At 63.7% G+C, this 17,619-nt stretch carries 16 protein-coding genes; 8 read left to right on the plus strand and 8 right to left on the minus strand.

Features of this window, described 5'->3' with window-relative positions:
- Position 1: 1 nt before the first annotated feature.
- Complete coding sequence (locus AK81_RS01875) at positions 2–1,705, minus strand: glutamine--tRNA ligase/YqeY domain fusion protein (RefSeq protein WP_043196351.1); 1,704 nt, start codon at positions 1,703–1,705, stop codon at positions 2–4.
- A 247-nt stretch (positions 1,706–1,952) separates the two neighbouring features.
- Here AK81_RS01875 and AK81_RS01880 point away from each other — a divergent pair, with 247 nt between their 5' ends.
- Together AK81_RS01880 and AK81_RS01885 are read left to right on the plus strand one after the other, a co-directional pair.
- Positions 1,953–2,456: a peptidylprolyl isomerase gene (locus AK81_RS01880; RefSeq protein WP_043196352.1), complete on the plus strand. Its 504-nt coding sequence runs from the start codon at positions 1,953–1,955 to the stop codon at positions 2,454–2,456.
- On the plus strand, positions 2,453–3,175 hold the full coding sequence (locus tag AK81_RS01885) for a UDP-2,3-diacylglucosamine diphosphatase (protein ID WP_043196355.1): 723 nt from the start codon (positions 2,453–2,455) through the stop codon (positions 3,173–3,175). The genes AK81_RS01880 and AK81_RS01885 overlap by 4 nt, the downstream gene beginning before the upstream one ends.
- Positions 3,176–3,298: 123 nt before the next feature.
- On the opposite strand, the gene AK81_RS01890 is transcribed toward AK81_RS01885, so the two are convergent.
- Positions 3,299–5,605 (minus strand): acylase, encoded by a 2,307-nt coding sequence (locus AK81_RS01890; protein WP_043196356.1) that lies wholly within the window; start codon positions 5,603–5,605, stop codon positions 3,299–3,301.
- A 196-nt stretch (positions 5,606–5,801) separates the two neighbouring features.
- On the opposite strand from AK81_RS01890, the gene AK81_RS01895 reads away from it, so the two are divergent.
- Positions 5,802–6,176, plus strand: a complete 375-nt coding sequence (locus tag AK81_RS01895) for a fe2+ zn2+ uptake regulation protein (RefSeq protein WP_043196358.1) — start codon at positions 5,802–5,804, stop codon at positions 6,174–6,176.
- A 36-nt stretch (positions 6,177–6,212) separates the two neighbouring features.
- Here AK81_RS01895 and AK81_RS01900 read toward each other — a convergent pair whose 3' ends face one another.
- Positions 6,213–6,401 (minus strand): hypothetical protein, encoded by a 189-nt coding sequence (locus AK81_RS01900; RefSeq protein WP_016499986.1) that lies wholly within the window; start codon positions 6,399–6,401, stop codon positions 6,213–6,215.
- A gap of 150 nt (positions 6,402–6,551) precedes the next feature.
- On the opposite strand from AK81_RS01900, the gene AK81_RS01905 reads away from it, so the two are divergent.
- From AK81_RS01905 to AK81_RS01920, 4 genes are all read left to right on the plus strand, one after another.
- Positions 6,552–7,010: a hypothetical protein gene (locus AK81_RS01905; RefSeq protein WP_043196360.1), complete on the plus strand. Its 459-nt coding sequence runs from the start codon at positions 6,552–6,554 to the stop codon at positions 7,008–7,010.
- 249 nt (positions 7,011–7,259) lie between these two features.
- Positions 7,260–7,640 (plus strand): Mor transcription activator family protein, encoded by a 381-nt coding sequence (locus AK81_RS01910; protein ID WP_043196362.1) that lies wholly within the window; start codon positions 7,260–7,262, stop codon positions 7,638–7,640.
- A 62-nt stretch (positions 7,641–7,702) separates the two neighbouring features.
- Complete coding sequence (locus tag AK81_RS01915; protein WP_043196364.1) at positions 7,703–8,350, plus strand: DUF2589 domain-containing protein; 648 nt, start codon at positions 7,703–7,705, stop codon at positions 8,348–8,350.
- A gap of 73 nt (positions 8,351–8,423) precedes the next feature.
- Positions 8,424–8,978: a DUF2589 domain-containing protein gene (locus AK81_RS01920; protein ID WP_043196366.1), complete on the plus strand. Its 555-nt coding sequence runs from the start codon at positions 8,424–8,426 to the stop codon at positions 8,976–8,978.
- Between the two features lie 19 nt (positions 8,979–8,997).
- Here AK81_RS01920 and AK81_RS01925 read toward each other — a convergent pair whose 3' ends face one another.
- Genes AK81_RS01925 through AK81_RS01935 form a run of 3 tightly spaced genes read right to left on the minus strand, consistent with a single transcriptional unit; the run spans position 8,998 to position 15,114 of the window.
- Positions 8,998–12,672 carry a translocation/assembly module TamB domain-containing protein gene (locus AK81_RS01925; RefSeq protein WP_043196367.1) on the minus strand — a complete coding sequence of 1,225 codons (3,675 nt, stop codon included), beginning with the start codon at positions 12,670–12,672 and terminating at the stop codon, positions 8,998–9,000.
- On the minus strand, positions 12,669–14,411 hold the full coding sequence (locus AK81_RS01930; protein ID WP_043196369.1) for an autotransporter assembly complex protein TamA: 1,743 nt from the start codon (positions 14,409–14,411) through the stop codon (positions 12,669–12,671). Before AK81_RS01930 ends, AK81_RS01925 begins: the two co-directional genes overlap by 4 nt.
- 52 nt (positions 14,412–14,463) lie before the next feature.
- The gene (locus AK81_RS01935) at positions 14,464–15,114 is read right to left on the minus strand and encodes a GNAT family N-acetyltransferase (RefSeq protein WP_043196370.1); all 651 of its coding nucleotides are present in this window, start codon (positions 15,112–15,114) and stop codon (positions 14,464–14,466) included.
- 162 nt (positions 15,115–15,276) lie between these two features.
- Here AK81_RS01935 and xthA point away from each other — a divergent pair, with 162 nt between their 5' ends.
- Positions 15,277–16,089: an exodeoxyribonuclease III gene (gene xthA, locus AK81_RS01940; RefSeq protein WP_043196371.1), complete on the plus strand. Its 813-nt coding sequence runs from the start codon at positions 15,277–15,279 to the stop codon at positions 16,087–16,089.
- Between the two features lie 189 nt (positions 16,090–16,278).
- Here xthA and AK81_RS01945 read toward each other — a convergent pair whose 3' ends face one another.
- A complete protein-coding gene (locus AK81_RS01945) occupies positions 16,279–17,031 on the minus strand; it encodes an anti-sigma factor family protein (RefSeq protein ID WP_043196372.1) in 753 nt (250 codons plus the stop codon).
- Complete coding sequence (locus tag AK81_RS01950; RefSeq protein ID WP_043196373.1) at positions 17,028–17,549, minus strand: sigma-70 family RNA polymerase sigma factor; 522 nt, start codon at positions 17,547–17,549, stop codon at positions 17,028–17,030. The genes AK81_RS01945 and AK81_RS01950 overlap by 4 nt, the downstream gene beginning before the upstream one ends.
- Between the last annotated feature and the right edge of the window lie 70 nt (positions 17,550–17,619).

Raw genomic sequence — 17,619 nt, forward strand, 5'->3', positions numbered from 1 at the left:
CTCAGCTGCCCCAGGAGTCACGCAGGGTGACAGTGCGGTTGAACACCGGGCGGCCCGGCTGGCTGTCTTTCAGGTCGGCGCAGAAGTAGCCTTCGCGCTCGAACTGGAAGCGGTCCTCGGGTTGCGCCTGGGCCAGCGACGGCTCGGCACGGCAACCGCTGAGCACTTGCAGCGAGTCCGGATTGATGTTGTCCAGGAAGCTGCCGCCGTCCTCGGTCTTTTCCGGGTTCGGCGAACGGAACAGGCGGTCGTACAGGCGCACTTCGCACTCGACGCTGCCCTCGGCCGGCACCCAGTGGATCACGCCTTTGACCTTGCGGCCTTCAGGGTTCTTGCCCAGGGTGTCAGGGTCGTACGAGCAACGCAGCTCGACGATATTGCCGTCAGCGTCCTTGATGGCTTCGTCGGCGCGAATCACGTAGCTGCCACGCAGGCGCACTTCACCGGCTGGTTCCAGGCGCTTGTAGCCCTTCGGCGGCTCTTCCATGAAGTCGTCGCGGTCGATGTACAGCTCGCGCGCAAACGGCAGCACACGCACGCCCATGTCTTCCTTCGGGTGGCGCGGCAGCTCAAGCTGCTCCACCTGGCCTTCCGGATAGTTGGTGATGACCACTTTCAGCGGGCGCAGCACGCACATGGCGCGCGGTGCAGTGCGGTCCAGGTCGTCACGGATGCTGAACTCGAGCATCGACATGTCGACCACGCCGTCGGAGCGGTTGGTGCCGATCATTTCGCAGAAGTTGCGGATCGAAGCCGGGGTGTAGCCGCGGCGACGGAAGCCGGACAGGGTCGACATACGCGGGTCGTCCCAGGCGTCGACGTGCTTTTCGTCAACCAGCTGCTTGAGCTTGCGCTTGGACGTGATGGTGTAGTTCAGGTTCAGGCGGCTGAACTCGTACTGGCGCGGGTGTGCCGGCACCGGCAGGTTGTCGAGGAACCATTCGTACAGCGGACGATGCCCTTCGAACTCGAGGGTGCAGATCGAGTGGGTGATGCCCTCGATAGCGTCCGACTGGCCGTGGGTAAAGTCGTAGTTGGGGTAGATGCACCATTTGTCACCGGTCTGGTGATGGTGGGCATGGCGGATGCGGTACAGGATCGGATCGCGCAGGTTCATGTTCGGCGAGGCCATGTCGATCTTGGCCCGCAGTACGCACTCACCGTCCTTGAACTCGCCGGCCTTCATGCGGGCGAACAGCTCGAGGTTTTCTTCCACGCTACGCTCGCGGAACGGGCTGTTCTTGCCCGGCTCCTTGAGGTTGCCACGGTATTCTTTCGCTTGATCAGGGGTCAGGTCGCAGACGTAGGCCTTGCCACGCTTGATCAGTTCTACCGCCCAGTCGTGCAACTGGTCGAAGTAGCTGGACGCATAACGCACGTCGCCGGCCCAGTCGAAGCCCAGCCATTTGACGTCGCTTTGAATGGCGTCGATGTACTCCTGGTCTTCCTTGGCCGGGTTGGTGTCATCGAAACGCAGGTGGCAGACGCCCCCGAATTCCTTGGCCAGGCCGAAGTTGACGCAGATCGACTTGGCGTGGCCGATGTGCAGGTAGCCGTTAGGCTCCGGCGGGAAGCGGGTGACGATGCTGCTGTGCTTGCCCGAGTCCAGGTCGGCCTGGATGATCGGCCGCAGGAAGTTCGCAGGGACAGCGGGGGCGCCTTTGGCAGCGGCGTTGGGCGCGTTGTCGGCAGTGGGCTTGCTCATAGGATCCTTGAATGCACGTGTCCGGCCTGGGTAGGCCGATTGAATCAAAGGGCCTATCATAGCCGAAGCAGTCAAGCTGCTGACAGTCGGGCCCGGACAAACTGGCGTGATTTATCACGGCTTTTTGCCCAAGCCTGGCAAAATGGCCGCCGCGCATGTGTGTCGCGGTCGCCCGATCCAGCGTCAGGTGACAATACGCGCATCTGCGCACCCGATTCCAAAATGCCTTGAAAGAGCGAATTTCAGCATGTCCAAAGTCAAACTGAGCACCAACCACGGCGACATCGTTCTGCAACTGAACGCCGAAAAAGCCCCGCTGACCGTTGCCAACTTCCTGGCCTACGTTGAAGCCGGCCACTACTCGAACACCGTGTTCCACCGTGTGATCAAGGGCTTCATGATTCAGGGCGGCGGTTTCGAGCCAGGCATGAATGAAAAGCGTGACAAGCGTGCCAGCATCCAGAACGAAGCTGACAACGGCCTGAAAAACACCAAGTACAGCATCGCCATGGCCCGCACCATGGAGCCGCACTCTGCTTCGGCGCAGTTCTTCATCAACGCCTCGGACAACGACTTCCTCAACCACAGCGGCAAGAACGTACAGGGCTGGGGCTACGCGGTATTCGGCGAAGTGATCGAAGGCCGTGAAGTGGTTGATGCCATCGAGAAAGTCGCCACCGGTTCCAAGTCCGGCCACCAGGACGTGCCAAAAGAAGACGTGATCATCGAGAAAGCCGAGATCATTGAGTGATACTGCTGATCTCCGATCTGCATTTGCAAGAAGAGCGCCCGGACATTTCCCGGGCGTTTCTTGATCTGCTCGACGGCCGTGCCCGCCACGCCAAGGCGTTGTATATCCTGGGCGACTTTTTCGAAGCCTGGATCGGCGACGATGCCATGACCCCCTTCCAGCAGTCGATCTGCCAGGCCATGCGCCGACTGAGCGACAGCGGCACGGCCATCTTCCTGATGCATGGCAACCGCGACTTCCTGATTGGCCAGGCTTTCTGCGACGCTGCGGGCTGCACGTTGTTGAACGACCCCAGCGTGATCGAACTGGGCGGTGAGCAGGTTTTGCTGATGCATGGCGACACTTTGTGCACCCGCGACCTGGGTTACATGAAGATGCGCCGTTTGCTGCGCAACCCGCTGAGTTTGTGGATCTTGCGGCACCTGCCGCTGTCAGCCCGCTACAAGCTGGCGCGCAAGCTGCGCAGCGAAAGCCGCACGCAAACGCGGATGAAGTCCACCGAGATTGTCGACGTCACGCCTGAGGAAGTACCCAAGGTGATGGCGGCGCATGGCGTGCGCACACTGGTGCATGGCCATACCCACCGGCCGGCGATTCACAAGCTGGTAGTTGATGGGGAGCCGGCACGGCGCATCGTGCTGGGGGACTGGGACCGCCGGGGCTGGGCCTTGCAGGTAGATGAGCAAGGGTTTCAGCTGGCGCCGTTCGAGTTTTCCTGACAGCCAGTTTCTGGCTGCACTGGCCCTATCGCCGGCAAGCCAGCTCCCACAAGTACTCCACAGGATTCAAAGCTTGTGGGTGATCTGTGGGAGCTGGCTTGCCGGCGATAGGGCCAGAATGCCTTACTGCTGGGCCACCGCCCCTGTGTCCCGCTCACTGATCACCACTTCCCGATACGCCGGGTCTGCCTTGATCTGTGCCTCGGTAAACGGCATCACCGCCAGCTGCTTGGCCGCAAAGGCCTTGGTCTGGTCACTGGCATGCGCCGATGCCGCTTCGCTCGACTGGGAGAACGCCAGCAACCCACGAGCCTCTGGCCCCTTGTCGGTGAAGCTGACCAGTTGCAGGTAGCTGGTACCGCTGACCACCAGCCGCTTGCCCTGCCCGTGCGGCACGCTGTACATCGCGTTGTACACGCCCAGCGCCTGCGGGCCACCCGGTACCGGCGTGCCATCAAGCGCCTGCTGCACCTGCCCCCAACGCGCCTCCCCCGCTACACCGCTGTCGCTCACCTGCTTGAGCGACGCCAGTGCCGCTTCATGTACCAGCTTGCGCACGGCCGCCTGCTCCACCGCCAAACCACGCGGCGTGTGCTGCGGGTCAGCCGGGTCAAAGGCCACGCGCCAGCTTTCCGGGTGCGCGGCCAGGGCATTGAACAGGTTCTGGAAATGCACCAGGCCAATGCCACTGTCGATGTCGGCCTTGCCATTCCAGGCCGCCAGGCTGCTGCACACGGCCTGCACATCCGCGCCTGCGCCCTTGCACCATTGCAGCAGGTCTGGCAGCACCAGGCTGGCCAGGTAGACCTCGTCGTCGGTCACCATGCGCTGCAGGTCATCAACGCCCAGCCTTGCCGTGCCCTGCAGGCGCTGCAGGGCAAAGCGGCTGCGCATGCCCAGCGGCTGGTCACTGCGGCTGACCAGGGGTGAATAACCGGTCAGCGGCTGCGCTGGGTTGGCCATCCAGGCCGGGTCGTTGGAGTTCTGCACGAAATCCTGGCGTTCAAGGCTCGGCAGCATTCGCGCCGGGAAGATACCCGGCTGCGCAGCCTGCGCGTCGACCTTCCACTCACACGCGCTGCGCGAGCCATCGAGCACCACCATGCGCCCTTGCCCTTGCGGGTTGCTGCAGGCGCCCAGCAGTTGCTGGTCGACATACGGCACCACCGACTGGTTCAGGTACAACGCCCCACCGCCCTGGTCCACGGCCAAGGTGTTGACCCACGGAATGCCCTGCAGCTGCTCGACCGAGCCTTTCAACGCTGCCAGGCTGTCGGCACGGTTGATCTGGTACCACTGCTGCAACACCCGGGTGTTGTCCAGGTTGGCGTCACGCAAGCTGTAGGCCGCGTGCGCATCCCAATCCAGGCGCCCGGGCCATTGCACCACCGGGCCGAATTGCGAACTGTAGACCTGCCGCTCTACCTGGCTCAGGCTGCCATCTTCGGCCTTGACCGCAACGCTGATGGTTTGCCGGGCCAATGGCAGCGACTTGCCGTCAAGCAGGTAACGGGTCGGGTCCTTGGGGTCGAGCTGCAGCCGGTACAGGGTGAAGTGGTTGGAGGTGTCGACGGTGTGCGTCCAGGCCAGGTGCTTGTTGAAACCGATATTGACCACCGGCAGGCCCGGCAATGCCGCACCCATTACATCGAGCTGGCCGGGAATGGTCAGCTGCATCTGATAGAAGCGCATGCCGCCCATCCACGGGAAGTGCGGGTTGGCCAGCAACAGGCCGCGGCCATTGGCCGAACGCTGCCCTCCCACGGCCACCGCATTGCTGCCGCGCTCCGTGGCAAAACGCTCCTGCCGTGCCAGTGCGCTGGCGAAACCCGCCGACGCCTGCTGGGGGCTCTGTGCAGGTGGTTGCGCACCCGCCAGTGCTTCGACGAACTGCCCAACACCGCCTTCGGCCAATAGCCTGCGGGTCAGCTTGACCAAGTCCTGGCTGGTGATCGGCCGCAGCCACTCGCCGTTGCCACATTCGGCGGGCAAGCCTTCGCGGCGGCGCTCGGCCAGCGCCCGGTTGTAGCCGCTGGCATAACCCGCCAGCAGTGCCTGAACCTGCGCCGGTTGCGCCTGCAGATACGCATCGACCGCCGCTGGGCTGTTGAGCCAGGTGAAGAACAGGTCGCTGGCCAGGTTGTCACGCTGCTCAAGGGTCTTGCCCTTGGCACCGAAATGGCGTGAGCGCTCACCGCTCACGGTCAGGACCTCGTTGGCCAGCAGGCACAGGTTGTCCTGGGCGTAGGCATAGCCGACACCATAGCCCAGGCCGCGCTCATCCTTGGCCACGATATGCGGCACCCCGTAACTGGTTCGACGAATCTGCGCACTGGCATCGGCGGCGGGCTGCGCCTGCACGGCAACGCTGAAGGCCACCAGTGCAGCGGCCAGGCCTGCGCAAGTCATGGGACGGGAAAGTGGAAACACGGGCACTCCTCGGGTTCGGGGCTTATCCCGATCAGACGAACGGCCAGGTGAAAATTTTACGTATTACAAGGCGATGGAACGTCTTGAAGAGGAGCAGGCATTTTTTTTACGAGTGGGTTGCAGTTTTTGCGTTCTCATTCGTCCTAGTAAGTGAGGCAACCACATTTCGGGTTCGTCCACGAAAAGGAGCATTCACATGTACAACCCGCAACCCTCGACCCAAGCCGGGCGCGTCCCAGGCAAAGCGCCCAACGGACAGGACGTTTTTTCTGAAGAACGCATCGGCAATGAACAGATCCGCGAGCTGCTGCGCACTTTCGGCCTGCGTACCAGCCTGATCCGGCTCAAGGTGATCGATGCCCTGCACGCCGCCGACCGCAATGGCCGCAGCATTGGCGTACGCGGCGTGCACGCACAGCTGGAGCAGCTGGATATTCCGTTGTCATTCCTCAGCGTGCGTGAAGTGCTCAAGCGGCTGTGCACCGAAGGTGTCATCGAGCTGGGCAACGACAAGTGCTACACCCTCAACCCCCAGGCGCGCGCCGTACTGGAACAGGCATCTTCACGCTGAGCGCATGGCCGGCCACACCTGGCCGGCCCGCACGGGTCAGGGCTTGACCTTGCGCCGCAGAATGCCGTTGATCACCACGACCACCACGGCGATGGCGATGGCCGCCATCTGGAAGGTCTGCTCACTGATCGTGCCCTGCTTCTGCAGGTGGGACAGGCCCAGCATCAGGCCCAGTACCACCAGGATGATCAGAAGGGAGTATTTGAGGCGCTGCACGTGTGTCATCGAAAGTTCCTTGCAACATCAGGGGCAAATGGCTCGCAACGAGCCGTGGCAATGATACAACGCCCATAGGGCCCGGCGCTGCATTTCCTGCTGGGTAGGGTGGCGACTGCCTGAAAGCATGGGGCTCCAAGCACCCATGCCGGAGGCATCATGTACAAACCCCTGCTGTTCGCGTCCCTGATTCTGACCCCGCTTACCCTTCACGCGCTGGACACTCGTCAAGTACCGGCGGCGCAACTGCTTGAGCTTGGCCGCGACCTGGAGCGCCATGCCGGCGCCAGCCAATGGCAACAACTGTGGCAGCGCGTGCGCCAGGCCGGCTACCTGCAGGCAAACGGTGCGCCGGTGCATTTCACCGCACCCATGTCCCAGTTACCCGAACTGGCCCGGCAGACGTTGGCCCAAGCCGATCAGGTGCAGGCGCTGCACCAGACCCAGGCGCTTTACCGCCGCAGCTTTTCCGGCACGGTCATCGGTCAGCGCGGCGGGCAGCCATTGCATGCCTTGTGCCTGCTGGTCGACTGGCGGACGCTGCCACAAGGCATGCTCGACGCCCCCCAGGCCTACCTGCGCAGCGCCAGCTTGCTGAGCAGCTACCCCTGCAACTGAGGGTACCCCGCCCCATCACTCGACGAGCGGAGCGCCCATATGGGAAATCAACCGCCACAGCCATGCCTTGAAGACATGTCCTACAGCGCAGGATATCGCTGCCTGCAATCCCTGTTCACCGAGGCTACAAACCGCAACCCATATGTCGCCTAGCGACGCGCTGTGGCTGTCCCACAGAATTTGCTCACACCGTCGACATAACGCCGTTGGTGATCGGGTCGCACATTCCCCATCCCGAAGGAGTGCCATATGGAATTACCAGACTTGAGCCTCATCGATATCAGCCAACTGCCCCACTCGCTGCAGGCCCTGGTCGACTGTATCGGCATCGACAACGCCTACCAGCTGACCTGCGCCTACGGCGGCAGGCCCAAGTACATCCCCAAGTACCGCGAGCGTACCAAGCTCGCCGACGTACTGCCGCCCGAAGCGCTGGACGCACTGATCAAGCGCTTTGCCGGGGTAGCCCTGGAGATCCCCAAGGCTGACCACTTCCTGCGCCAGCTGCGCAATCAGCAGATCCAGAAAGAAAGCGCCAATGGCCTTTCCCGCAGCCTGTTGGCCGACAAGTACGGCCTGAGCCTGCGCCAGATCGGCAACATCCGTCGCCAGGAGACTTGCGCTCGCTGACGGCCAGCACCTGGGCCGCCAGGGGTGGCCACCTTTTCCCTTCATAAAACGAGCAACAAAACATGTCGATAGATAACAGCTTCATCGGATCCGTGATCAACGCCTTGCCCATGGATCGCATGATCGCAGGCCCCCTGCAGGCCATGGTCCAGGCACAGGTTACCGCCAGCAAGTCGTACGCCGACTTCCTGATGCAGGTGTGCGTGCAGGACGGCAAGGCCGTGGCCATTCAGTTCGACTACGACGAGACCATTGTCGACGAGCAGGGTGAATACAAGGGTGTGGTCAGCAAGACCATGAAGGTGCCGCTGCTGGCGGCCATCACACACCCGAACATCTCCATCGATGAAGGTAATGTCGAATTCGAGCTGATCATCAATCAGATGTCGGAAGACACCTCCAGCACGGAAATGGGTGCAGACATGGCCGGCTCACTGGGCTGGGGTCCATTCAAGCTGAACGTGAAGGGCAGCGTCAGCCACAAGTCCGCCCAAACACGCAAGACCGACACCCGCGCCCGCTACGCCTTCAATACGACGATGAAGCGCCAGGAGCCACCTGAAGCAATGATGAGGGTGATCGAGTTCCTGACCGATGCGGCGACCAAGCCAACCGTTATCAGAACCGCCGAACTGCAAAGCCCCGACGAAATCTCCCAGGCCGATACCTTGAAAGACCCCGCTGCCGATGCAGGCAACAACAACCCGTGAGACGACCCGTACGCCGCAAAACAGCCCCCTGGCCAGCACCGGGGGGCAACATTTTGCCTGAGGAGTCGAGCCCATGAACAAGCCCCCTGCCCCGATGACCTCCATCGACCTGCGAGAGATCACCCGTGGCCTGCAAGAAGCCGCCAGCGCCACCAACAGCCTGATTGCACAGCAGTACATCAACCTGTTCGACCAATTCTTCGAGTGCGACAGCGACGCCTTGGGTGCCCCCATGAAAGCCAAGATGGTCGAAGTGGCCATGGATGGGCAGCACATCATGCGCGTCCCCCTGTTTGCACTGGTGTCGCCCAAAGGCCTGGCCCTGGAGCGCATGCAGGTCGACCTGTCGGTACGGGTCAAAGGGACCGAAGCGCAACAGGCACTGCTGACCGCGAGCGAGAACAAGGCTGCGAGCTTCAAGGTCACCATCGGTGGCCAAGGCCGTCAGGGTGAAAGCCGTGACCCTGACGAAGTGCAGATCCGCATGCAGTTCCAGGCCAGCGAGCCACCGGAAGCCCTGAACCGGCTAATCGAGGAATACACCAGCCTGATTACCCCGGTACGCGCCCCCAGCCCGCTGCCCTCGCCCGACACCAATGAATTCATCGAGGCGGCCACCGTCCGTTGACGGCCGCCCCGGCACCGCTTCAGAAATCGCGCTTGTAGAAGATGTCCAGTGAGCTGGCCAGCCCGCTGGCGGCTTCCAGGTACACCTTCTTGCTCAGTTTGTAACGCAACGCGATGGTGTTGGCAGGCTCGAACACACCCACGCCGTAACGCAGGCTCAGCTTCTCGGTGATATTGCCGCTGGCGACCACGCTGGTGCTGTTGCCCGAGCCTTCGGTGTCCAGCTGGAAGTCGTCGATCCCCAGGCTCGATGCCAGGCTGCCGGTGATGCCGGCGCTGCCTGCCAGCCCCAGGCCCAACGCTGCCTCGGCAAGCATGTTGTTGTCCTCGCCAGAGTTGCCCAGTGGCCGCCCCAGCACGAGGTACGACAGCGCCTGCTCCTGGCTCATGGCCGGTTCCGAAAACACTTTGGTTGTGGGTTGCTCGGCACTGCCGCTCAGGCGGATACCGGCAATCACGTCATCGACCGTGCGGATGGCTTCGATGTCCAGGTACGGCTGGTCGATCGGGCCGGCGAACAGCAAGCGCGCACGGCGGATGGTCAGGCGCTGGCCGTAGGCACGGTAGCGGCCGTCGGCCAGGCTCAATTCGCCACGGGTGTCGAGGTTGTCGCCGATGTGCACGTGGCCGAGCAGGTTGGCGGTCAGGCCAAAGCCACTGAACGACAGCTTGTCGCGGCCCACCTCGACATCAATGTCCATGGCCATCGCCATGGGCGGCTTGCCCTCTTCGGTTTGATGACCGACGATTACCGTGTCATCCGATACCTTCACGGTGGACGGCGGCAGTTCACGCACGGTGATCTTGCCTTTGGGTACTTGCACCTTGCCGGTAACCGCCAGCTTGTCGTCGATCAGGCGCAAGGTCAGGTCCGGGGCGACCTCCAGCGTTGCATAGGGCTCGACCGTGACCGGCAGTTGCTGGCCTTGCAGCCGCAGGTCCATGCCCAGCGCCTGCCCCCACGTGAGGTTGCCACTCAACTGGCCGCGCCCGGCATCGCCGCTGCGCCAGTTGCCATTGAGTTGCACCTGCTCGCCAGCGATCAGCGCCTGCAACGACAGGTCCTCAAGGCTGGCCGGCAACTCGGCGCCACTGACTTCACCACCGCTGAGCATCAGGTTGCCGTTGACCTGTGGTGCCAGCAAGGTGCCTGAAAGCTGGCCACTGCCGTTGAGCTGCCCGGCCAGGCGTTCGACCATCGGCACGAACGGCCGGGCCACCGACAGGTCCAGCCCGGCCAGGCGGAAATCACCTGACAACGGCTTGTTCTTGCCCAGCGGGTCGAGGCGCGTGTTGACGTTCAGCTCGCCCAGGCGCTCGCCACGGAACGCCAGGCGGGTATCGATACGCCGTGGTGCCAACGTGCTGTCGACACGCAGGGCCTGGTAAGGGAAATCGACCCAACGGCCTTTGTCGCGCACGCGCAGCGTGCCGCCACTGGCATCAATGACGATGTTGCCTTTGGGGCCGCTGGCCGGGATGTCCAGATTGATATCCGCGTTGAGCAGGCCCTGCCAGGCGAAGTCCTTAGGCAACCACTGGGCAAGGCTGTCGAGCGGGAACTGCTTGAGGTGGTAGCGCAAGCGCGGCTCGGGCGCCAGGCGCTGGTCGTCACCACACAGGCTGGCCTGGCCAGAGCGCCAGCAATGGGCACCGAAGTCCAGCTGGCCGCTGGCCAAGCGCTGCAGGCGTGCCGGCGCTTGCAACTGCCAGTCCTGGCCACCGGCCTGGATACGCCCACTCGCCAGGCGCCCACGCCAGTCACCCTTGTTCAACTGGCCGTCCAGGCCGAGGTCCAGCTTGAGTTGCGGGCCATCTAGCGCCAGGGTCAAGGCTTGCTGACGGATATCGCCTTTGCCGTTGGCCTGCAACGTGCCCAATGCCGTGTCGCCCAGGTGGATGCCAGTGGCCTTGAGCTCGATCACGCCGCGCTGGGCGTTGTCCAGGCGGGCATCCAGGTCCAGCTGTTGCAGCCGGTTTTCGGCCTGGGCCAAGCGCTGGCCCTGCAAGGTCAGCGTGCCTTGCGGAGCCTGCAAGGTGCCGGCAACATCCAGCCGGCCCTTGACCTGGCCCTGCAGCCTTGGCCACAGCTGGCCCAGGCGCGGCAAGTCAAGGTCGATTCGCCCGGCCAGGCGCTGCTGCAAACTGCCACTGCCGTTGATACGGTTGTCACCCAGCTGGATCGCCAGGGCGCCGAGTGTCCAGCTCTGCCCCGCTCCCTGGGCCTCGGCCTTGAACACTGCCGGCTGGCCGCGCAGGCGGCCTTTGAGATCAAGCTGGGCATCAAGGGTGAGCACCTCGCCTTTCATCTCGCCTTTGCTGCGCAGTGGCCCCGCCAAAGTGCCCGGCAGCTCCGCCAGCCAATAGGCCGGGTCGAGCGCCGAAAGCTGCAAGTCGACATCCCAGGCCAGGGTGTCGGCAAAACGCACGGCAACACTGCCGGCGGCCTTGCCCTGCCCGGCGGTCAGCGCCAGTTGCGGCAGTTTCACCTGGGTCAGGTCACCTTCGAACGGGCTGGCCAGGCTGAACGCCCCCGCCGGGCCGTCGAGGTCGCCTTTGAAGGTGCCCTGGTAATTGCCATCGCGATAATGCACTTGGGTATTGAAACGCTTGAGGGTGACCTCGGGCGGCGTCTCCAGCGGGTACAGGCGCAACCACGGGAAGTCCTGCCAGTCCAGCTGCGCATCGGCGGTCAGGCCTTGCTGCCAGTCGGCCGTGGCTTGCAGCTTGACGCGCTGGGTGTCGCTGGCGGCCAGGTCAAGGGCATCGAGCCTGGCCCCTTTGCTGTCGACCAGCCCGGACAACGCCAACGCGATCGGCGACTGCTCAGCCGGCAGGCTTGCCGTTCCTGATAGTTGATAACCCTTGAGCAGATCGCCCTTGGCATCCAGCTTGAGCTGATTCAACTGCAAGGTATCGGGCAGCGAGCCCGCCGGTTTGAACGCCGCTGAACGAATCTGCAGGGTCGCTGGCAGGTGCTCGGCCAACGCCTGCAACTGCCCGCTCAGCGTGGCGTCGAGGTAACCGCTGCTGGTGCCGGCAAGCTTCAGGGTCTTTTGCAATTCGCCGGTGGCGGTCAGCGCCAGCTGCCAGGGTTTGCCGTCTACGGCGGGCAGTTGCAGCTGCGCCTGGAGTTGCACTGGCCAGTCACCTTCGGGCTGCAGGTCGCCCTGCAGGTTCAGTTGCAGGTCATCGCGCTGCAGGTGCAGGCTGTCGATGCGCATCCCGGTGCCGGTCCAGTGCGCCGCCAGTTGCAAGTGACCCAGCAGGTCGCTGCCATCCAGCCGCAGTTGGCCGACCTTGACCTCGCCCAGCTCGATGGCCAGCGGCAAGCGCAGCGCTGGCAACTGCAGCGGGCCGCTGTCAGCCGGCTCGGCACTTGGCGCAAAGGCCATGTCGATGCGTTGTGCCTGCAACCGGTCGATGCACAACGTGCCGCGCATCAGGCAGGCGGGCGACCAGGCCAGTAGCGGTGCCTGCACCTCTACCGTGCTGCCACCGTCGGCCCAGCGCAGCATGCTGGCCTGCCAGCTGCCCGCCAGGCGGCCCTGGAAATCGGCCACATCAAGCCCAGGCACCTTGCCCAGCGCCCAGCGGCTGCCAGCCTCGGTACCCAGCAGCAGGCCCAGCGCCAGGCCCAGGCTCGCGACTAGCCCGAGCAGGCCCAGCAGAATGTATTTGATCACGCGTTTCACAGCTCAGGCCCCATGGAAAAGTGCAGGCGAATGCCCCCTTCGTCATCCAGCGCCTTGGCCAGGTCCAGGCGCAACGGCCCGACCGGCGAGACCCAGCGCACACCAAAACCGACACCGGTCTTGAGGCTAGGCAACTCAAGGTTGTTGAACGAGTTACCCTGGTCGACAAACGTCGCGATCCGCCACTTTTCGGTTAGCGAATACTGGTACTCGACACTGCCGGCCACCATGTAGCGCCCGCCGATGCGGTCGCCATCGCTGTTCTTCGGCGACAGGGTCTGGTAGTCGTAGCCACGCACGCTCTGGTCGCCACCGGCGAAGAAGCGCAGCGACGGCGGAATGTTGTTCTTGAAGCCATTGGTCGCGCTGCCGCCAAACTGTACGCGACCCAGCAAGCGGTGGTTCTGGCCCAGTGTGGTCAGGCCCTTGAGCAGTACGTTGCCGTGCAACAGGTTGGTGTCGGAAACCAGCCCTTCCTTGGCCCCCTGTACATCGAACTGCAGGCGGTAGCCGTTGTGCGGGTCGATGCGGTTGTCACTGCGCAGGAAGGAATAGCTCACGCCAGGCATCAGCAGGTTGCTCAGCCCGGAATCGTCACCCAGGCGATACTCCTCGCGCTGGTACTTGAGCGAAATGACCCGCTGCCAGCCGCTGGGCAGCTTGCTGTGCCACTCGGGGCCGACTGTCAGCAGTTTGCTGAGGGTATCGGTACCGGCAAGCTCCTCGTTCTGGTAGCCGCCGGCAAAGCGCAATTTGTCGGTCAGTGGCGGGTCGAGGGGGATGTCGTACCACAGGCCAACGTTCTGCCGGGGTGCCGACAGCTCGGTTTCCCAACCATAACTGTGGCCCTGCGGGTTGACCCAATGGCGGGTCCAGTTGGCCTTGCCACGCGGACCGACGTCGGTCGAGAAGCCCAGGCCCAGGCCCATTGTGCGTGGCTTGCGGGTTTCCAGGCGGACATCCACCGGGATTTCTTCACCCACGGCGGCGGTGGGCGCAGCATCCACCCGCACGCCTTCGAAATAACCGCTCGATTGCAGGTCATTGTTGAGTTCGGCAATCAGTTCCGAGTCGTAGGGGGTGCCCGGCTTGAACGACACCATGCGCTGCAGCAGGTCGTCGTCCAGCGGCGTGTCGCCGCCGAAGGTGACGGCGCCCAGGTGATAGCGCGGGCCACTCTGGTAGACCAGTTCAATATCGGCCACACCGGCCTGCGGATCGACCGCCAGGCGCTGACGGTTGAAGCGGCCACTGAAAAAACCGTAGCGCGACGCCTGGTTCTGGATCAGCCGCTTGGCATCTTCGTAATGGCCGTGGTTGAGTTGTTCGCCTGGGCGCAGCGCTTTGCTGTCGGGCACGCGAAAGGCCTTCATTTCGCTGGCCGGGCCTTCGATGCGCACGGTCACGTTGCGCAGGCGAATCGGCTCGCCCGGGTTGATGCTGAGGATCAGTTGCGGGGAATGGTCTGCATCTTTGGGGGGCTTGACCTCGGAATCGATCTGCGCCTGGTAGTAGCCAAGTGCCTGCGCGGCTTTGCGCGCCTGCTCCTCTGCCCCGCGACTGAAGCGTAACAATGCTTCTTCATCGCGGTCACCAAGGGTGCCTATATAGCCTTCGACATTGGCCTTGAGCGCTTTGTTGGCTGGTTTTACCTTCACCAGCAACTCGCTCTGGCCCCATGCTGCGAAACTGGCGGCCCAGAAAACCAGGCCCCAGGTCAATCTTCCTGAATACGTCATGCGGCGAATGCTACCAGAGCCAGGCGCTCAAGGGAGCCGCCTGGCGGGATGTTCAGGCAAAAGTGGAGTTTGAAGCGACGGGATTGGGATGGAAGAACACCCGCTCCCGGATCGGCCCTACGGCGACCTCGCCGATTTCTTCATAACCCTGCCGCTGGTAGAAGGCCAGGTAATGCTCGTTGCCGGTGTCCAGCACCACGCCCTGGGTGCCGGGGTCGTCCGCGCACCAGTCGTGCACGGCCTGTAGCAATTGCTCACCGTAATGCTTGCCCTGAAATTGCGGGTGTACCCCCAGCAATGGCAACACATGCACCTGATCGGTTGGCAGGCAGGTGGCCAGGGCGGCCTGGTAGTCCATGTAGCGCCGCGTGCAGCGCGGGCCAGTGCCCAAGATCATGCGCAGGCGCCAGGCCCAGCTGTCGGCCACGCCCAGCCGGCGCATCGGCGGCACGATCAGGGCCAGGGCAATCAGGCGGTCGTCGACCAGCAGGCCGATGGCAGGTAATTGCAGGTAGAAGTGCTGGCGCACCCATTCGCGCACCATCACCCGCAAGCGTCGCTCATACCCCGGACGCTGGGCTTCGAAAATATAGGCAAAGGTGGGTTCGTGGCGGTAGGCGTTGTACAGCAGCGAACGCGCCTCGCGGCTGTAGCCATCATCGAGCAGGCAGACATGGGCGGGAGCGGCAGTGGTTTCGGGCATTGCGGGAAAACCTCCTGGAATGGGCGTACAGTGCCTTGGAGGTGCTCCACCGCGCTTCGTTCACCCCCTACAGCACGTTAGCAGCAGGCTGCATAAGCCGCCACGCTGGTGATGTGGGGCGATGTCGGCTAGCATCCCGCCTTTTACCGGGATTGTCTTTCCATGAAGATCGTCTGTTTCAACATCAACGGCCTGCGAGCCCGCCCGCACCAGCTGGCAGCGCTGATCGAAAAGCACCAGCCGGACGTGATCGGCCTGCAGGAAACCAAGGTCAGCGACGATCAGTTCCCGCTCGCCGACGTGCAGGCGCTGGGTTACCACGTGCACTACCACGGCCAGAAAGGCCACTACGGCGTGGCCCTGCTGTCGCGCCAGGCACCGCTGAGCCTGCACAAAGGCTTTGCCACCGACGAAGAAGACGCCCAGCGCCGCTTCATCTGGGGCACCTTCGCCGATGCCGATGGCAACCCCATCACCATCATGAACGGCTACTTCCCCCAGGGCGAAAGCCGCGACCACCCCACCAAGTTCCCGGCCAAGCAGCGCTTCTACAGTGACCTGCAGGCACTGCTGGAAGGCCAGTTCCGCAACGACCAGCCACTGCTGGTGATGGGCGACATGAACATCTCGCCGCAGGACTGCGATATCGGCATCGGCCCAGAGAACGCCAAGCGCTGGCTGAAGACCGGCAAGTGCAGCTTCCTGCCGGAAGAGCGCGAGTGGATGGAGCGTTTGAAAGGCTGGGGCCTGGTTGACAGCTTCCGCCACCTGTACCCGGACGTGAGCGACCGTTTCAGCTGGTTCGACTACCGCAGCCGTGGTTTCGAGGACGATCCCAAACGTGGCTTGCGCATCGACCTGATCATGGCCTCGCAGCACCTGGTGCCGCGGATCAAGGCAGCGGGCGTGGACTATGAACTGCGTGGGATGGAAAAGCCGTCGGACCATGCGCCGATCTGGCTCGAACTGAGCTGATTGCCGGGGCCCTATAGCCCCATCAACAGCCACCTCCGTCCCTGTGGGAGCGGCCTTGTGTCGCGATAGGGCTGCATCGCAGCCCCAGCAATCTAGACGTTGACGCAAAAATCCTGGGGCCGCTGCGCGGCCCTATCGCGACACAAGGCCGCTCCCACAGACTGTGTGTGCCGCTTTCGACCTCCGCACTCACAACCCCAACCGCAACGCCTCCCCCACCCCTGCCCCACGCACATCGTCCGCCGCGCTGACCAGGGCAAAGTTGTAAGCCCCATGCGACCAGTACCGCGCCTCCAGCTGGCCATCGACCCGCTGCCCGTTTGGCATGCGCCGATAAAGGTCGCCCGGTGAGCGCAGGAACAGGCTGATGCGCTGACCCCTGCCATCTTCAAACACCAGCAGTGCCGCCGGCCCCTGCTCGTTGCTGAGCAAGCGCGCCCCCACCGGTTTGAAGCCATAGCCCGCCAGGTCCGGCAATTGGCCCACACGGCTGAAATGCCGCCCCAGCCAGTCGCGCAACTGCCTTGGGTCGCTGGCCTGGATATCCAGCGCCTCGCTGCCGGCAAACAAACGGTGCGCCTGGACGGCATCGGCCATGGGCAGGTCGGCCCGTGCCAGGGTCGCATCGCGTACCTGCCAGCCGCCCAGCCCTCCCACACCCAATGCCAGCATCACCACCGCCGCCGCGGCCCAGCGCCGCTGCCGACGCTGGCGTAATTGCCGACGCAACCGCCCAAGGTCCAACTGCGCCGCCCCGGGCAGTTCGCCCAATCCGGCCAGCGCCGTACGCAGCCGCCGGGCATCGGCGCGCCAGCCCTCCACACGTTCCGCAGCTTGCGGGTTAGCCGCCAGCCAGGCCTGCACCTCGGCCCGGCGCACAGGCTCCAGGCGCTCATCGACGTAAGCGTGCAATTCGTCTTCGCTGGGGATCAGACGCGTCATTTCAGTCTCCGCAAGGCCGGGGGCTGGGGGTTGCCCTCGGTCAGTTCGCGCAAGGCACTGCGGGCGCGCGAAAGGCGCGACATCACAGTGCCGATGGGGATGCCCAAGGCCTGGGCGGCTTCCTTGTAACTCAAGCCTTCGATGCTGATCAGCAGCAACAAGGCGCGCTGTTCGGCCGTCAGCCGGGCAAATGCCTTCAAGTCGGCCTGGGCCAGGACAATGGCCTCAAGGTTGGCCCCGATCGGCTCCTCCTCCCGCTCGGCACGGCCGAACCAGGACAGCCAGCGCGCATGCAGGCGATCGCGGCGCTTACCATCAAGGAACAGCCGATAGAGGATGGTAAACAGCCAGGCCCGCAGCGCCTCGGCGTCGCGTTGCTGGTCGCGTCGGCTCAGGGCTCGCTCGACCGTGGCCTGCACCAGGTCATCGGCGCTGCCCGGTTCGCGGGTCAGCCACACGGCAAAGCGGCGCAGGCGGGCCAGCAGCTCGCGCCACTGGTGGTCGTCCAGATCGTGCATGGCAAAGTCCCGGCCTTTGAAGTAGTCATTGTAAAGGCAGACGCCTGCCAGGAAATTCTATTCCCGCCGA

Source organism: Pseudomonas putida W15Oct28, assembly GCF_000708715.2.
Classification (GTDB): domain Bacteria; phylum Pseudomonadota; class Gammaproteobacteria; order Pseudomonadales; family Pseudomonadaceae; genus Aquipseudomonas; species Aquipseudomonas putida_R.

Bases quoted from the DNA above. Each gene is read 5' to 3' on its own strand.
- AK81_RS01875 (WP_043196351.1), bottom strand. From the start codon at position 1,705: ATGAGCAAGCCCACTGCCGACAACGCGCCCAACGCCGCTGCCAAAGGC.
- AK81_RS01880 (WP_043196352.1), top strand. From the start codon at position 1,953: ATGTCCAAAGTCAAACTGAGCACCAACCACGGCGACATCGTTCTGCAA.
- AK81_RS01895 (WP_043196358.1), top strand. From the start codon at position 5,802: ATGTACAACCCGCAACCCTCGACCCAAGCCGGGCGCGTCCCAGGCAAA.
- AK81_RS01900 (WP_016499986.1), bottom strand. From the start codon at position 6,401: ATGACACACGTGCAGCGCCTCAAATACTCCCTTCTGATCATCCTGGTG.
- AK81_RS01905 (WP_043196360.1), top strand. From the start codon at position 6,552: ATGTACAAACCCCTGCTGTTCGCGTCCCTGATTCTGACCCCGCTTACC.
- AK81_RS01910 (WP_043196362.1), top strand. From the start codon at position 7,260: ATGGAATTACCAGACTTGAGCCTCATCGATATCAGCCAACTGCCCCAC.
- AK81_RS01915 (WP_043196364.1), top strand. From the start codon at position 7,703: ATGTCGATAGATAACAGCTTCATCGGATCCGTGATCAACGCCTTGCCC.
- AK81_RS01920 (WP_043196366.1), top strand. From the start codon at position 8,424: ATGAACAAGCCCCCTGCCCCGATGACCTCCATCGACCTGCGAGAGATC.
- AK81_RS01930 (WP_043196369.1), bottom strand. From the start codon at position 14,411: ATGACGTATTCAGGAAGATTGACCTGGGGCCTGGTTTTCTGGGCCGCC.
- AK81_RS01935 (WP_043196370.1), bottom strand. From the start codon at position 15,114: ATGCCCGAAACCACTGCCGCTCCCGCCCATGTCTGCCTGCTCGATGAT.
- xthA (WP_043196371.1), top strand. From the start codon at position 15,277: ATGAAGATCGTCTGTTTCAACATCAACGGCCTGCGAGCCCGCCCGCAC.
- AK81_RS01945 (WP_043196372.1), bottom strand. From the start codon at position 17,031: ATGACGCGTCTGATCCCCAGCGAAGACGAATTGCACGCTTACGTCGAT.
- AK81_RS01950 (WP_043196373.1), bottom strand. From the start codon at position 17,549: ATGCACGATCTGGACGACCACCAGTGGCGCGAGCTGCTGGCCCGCCTG.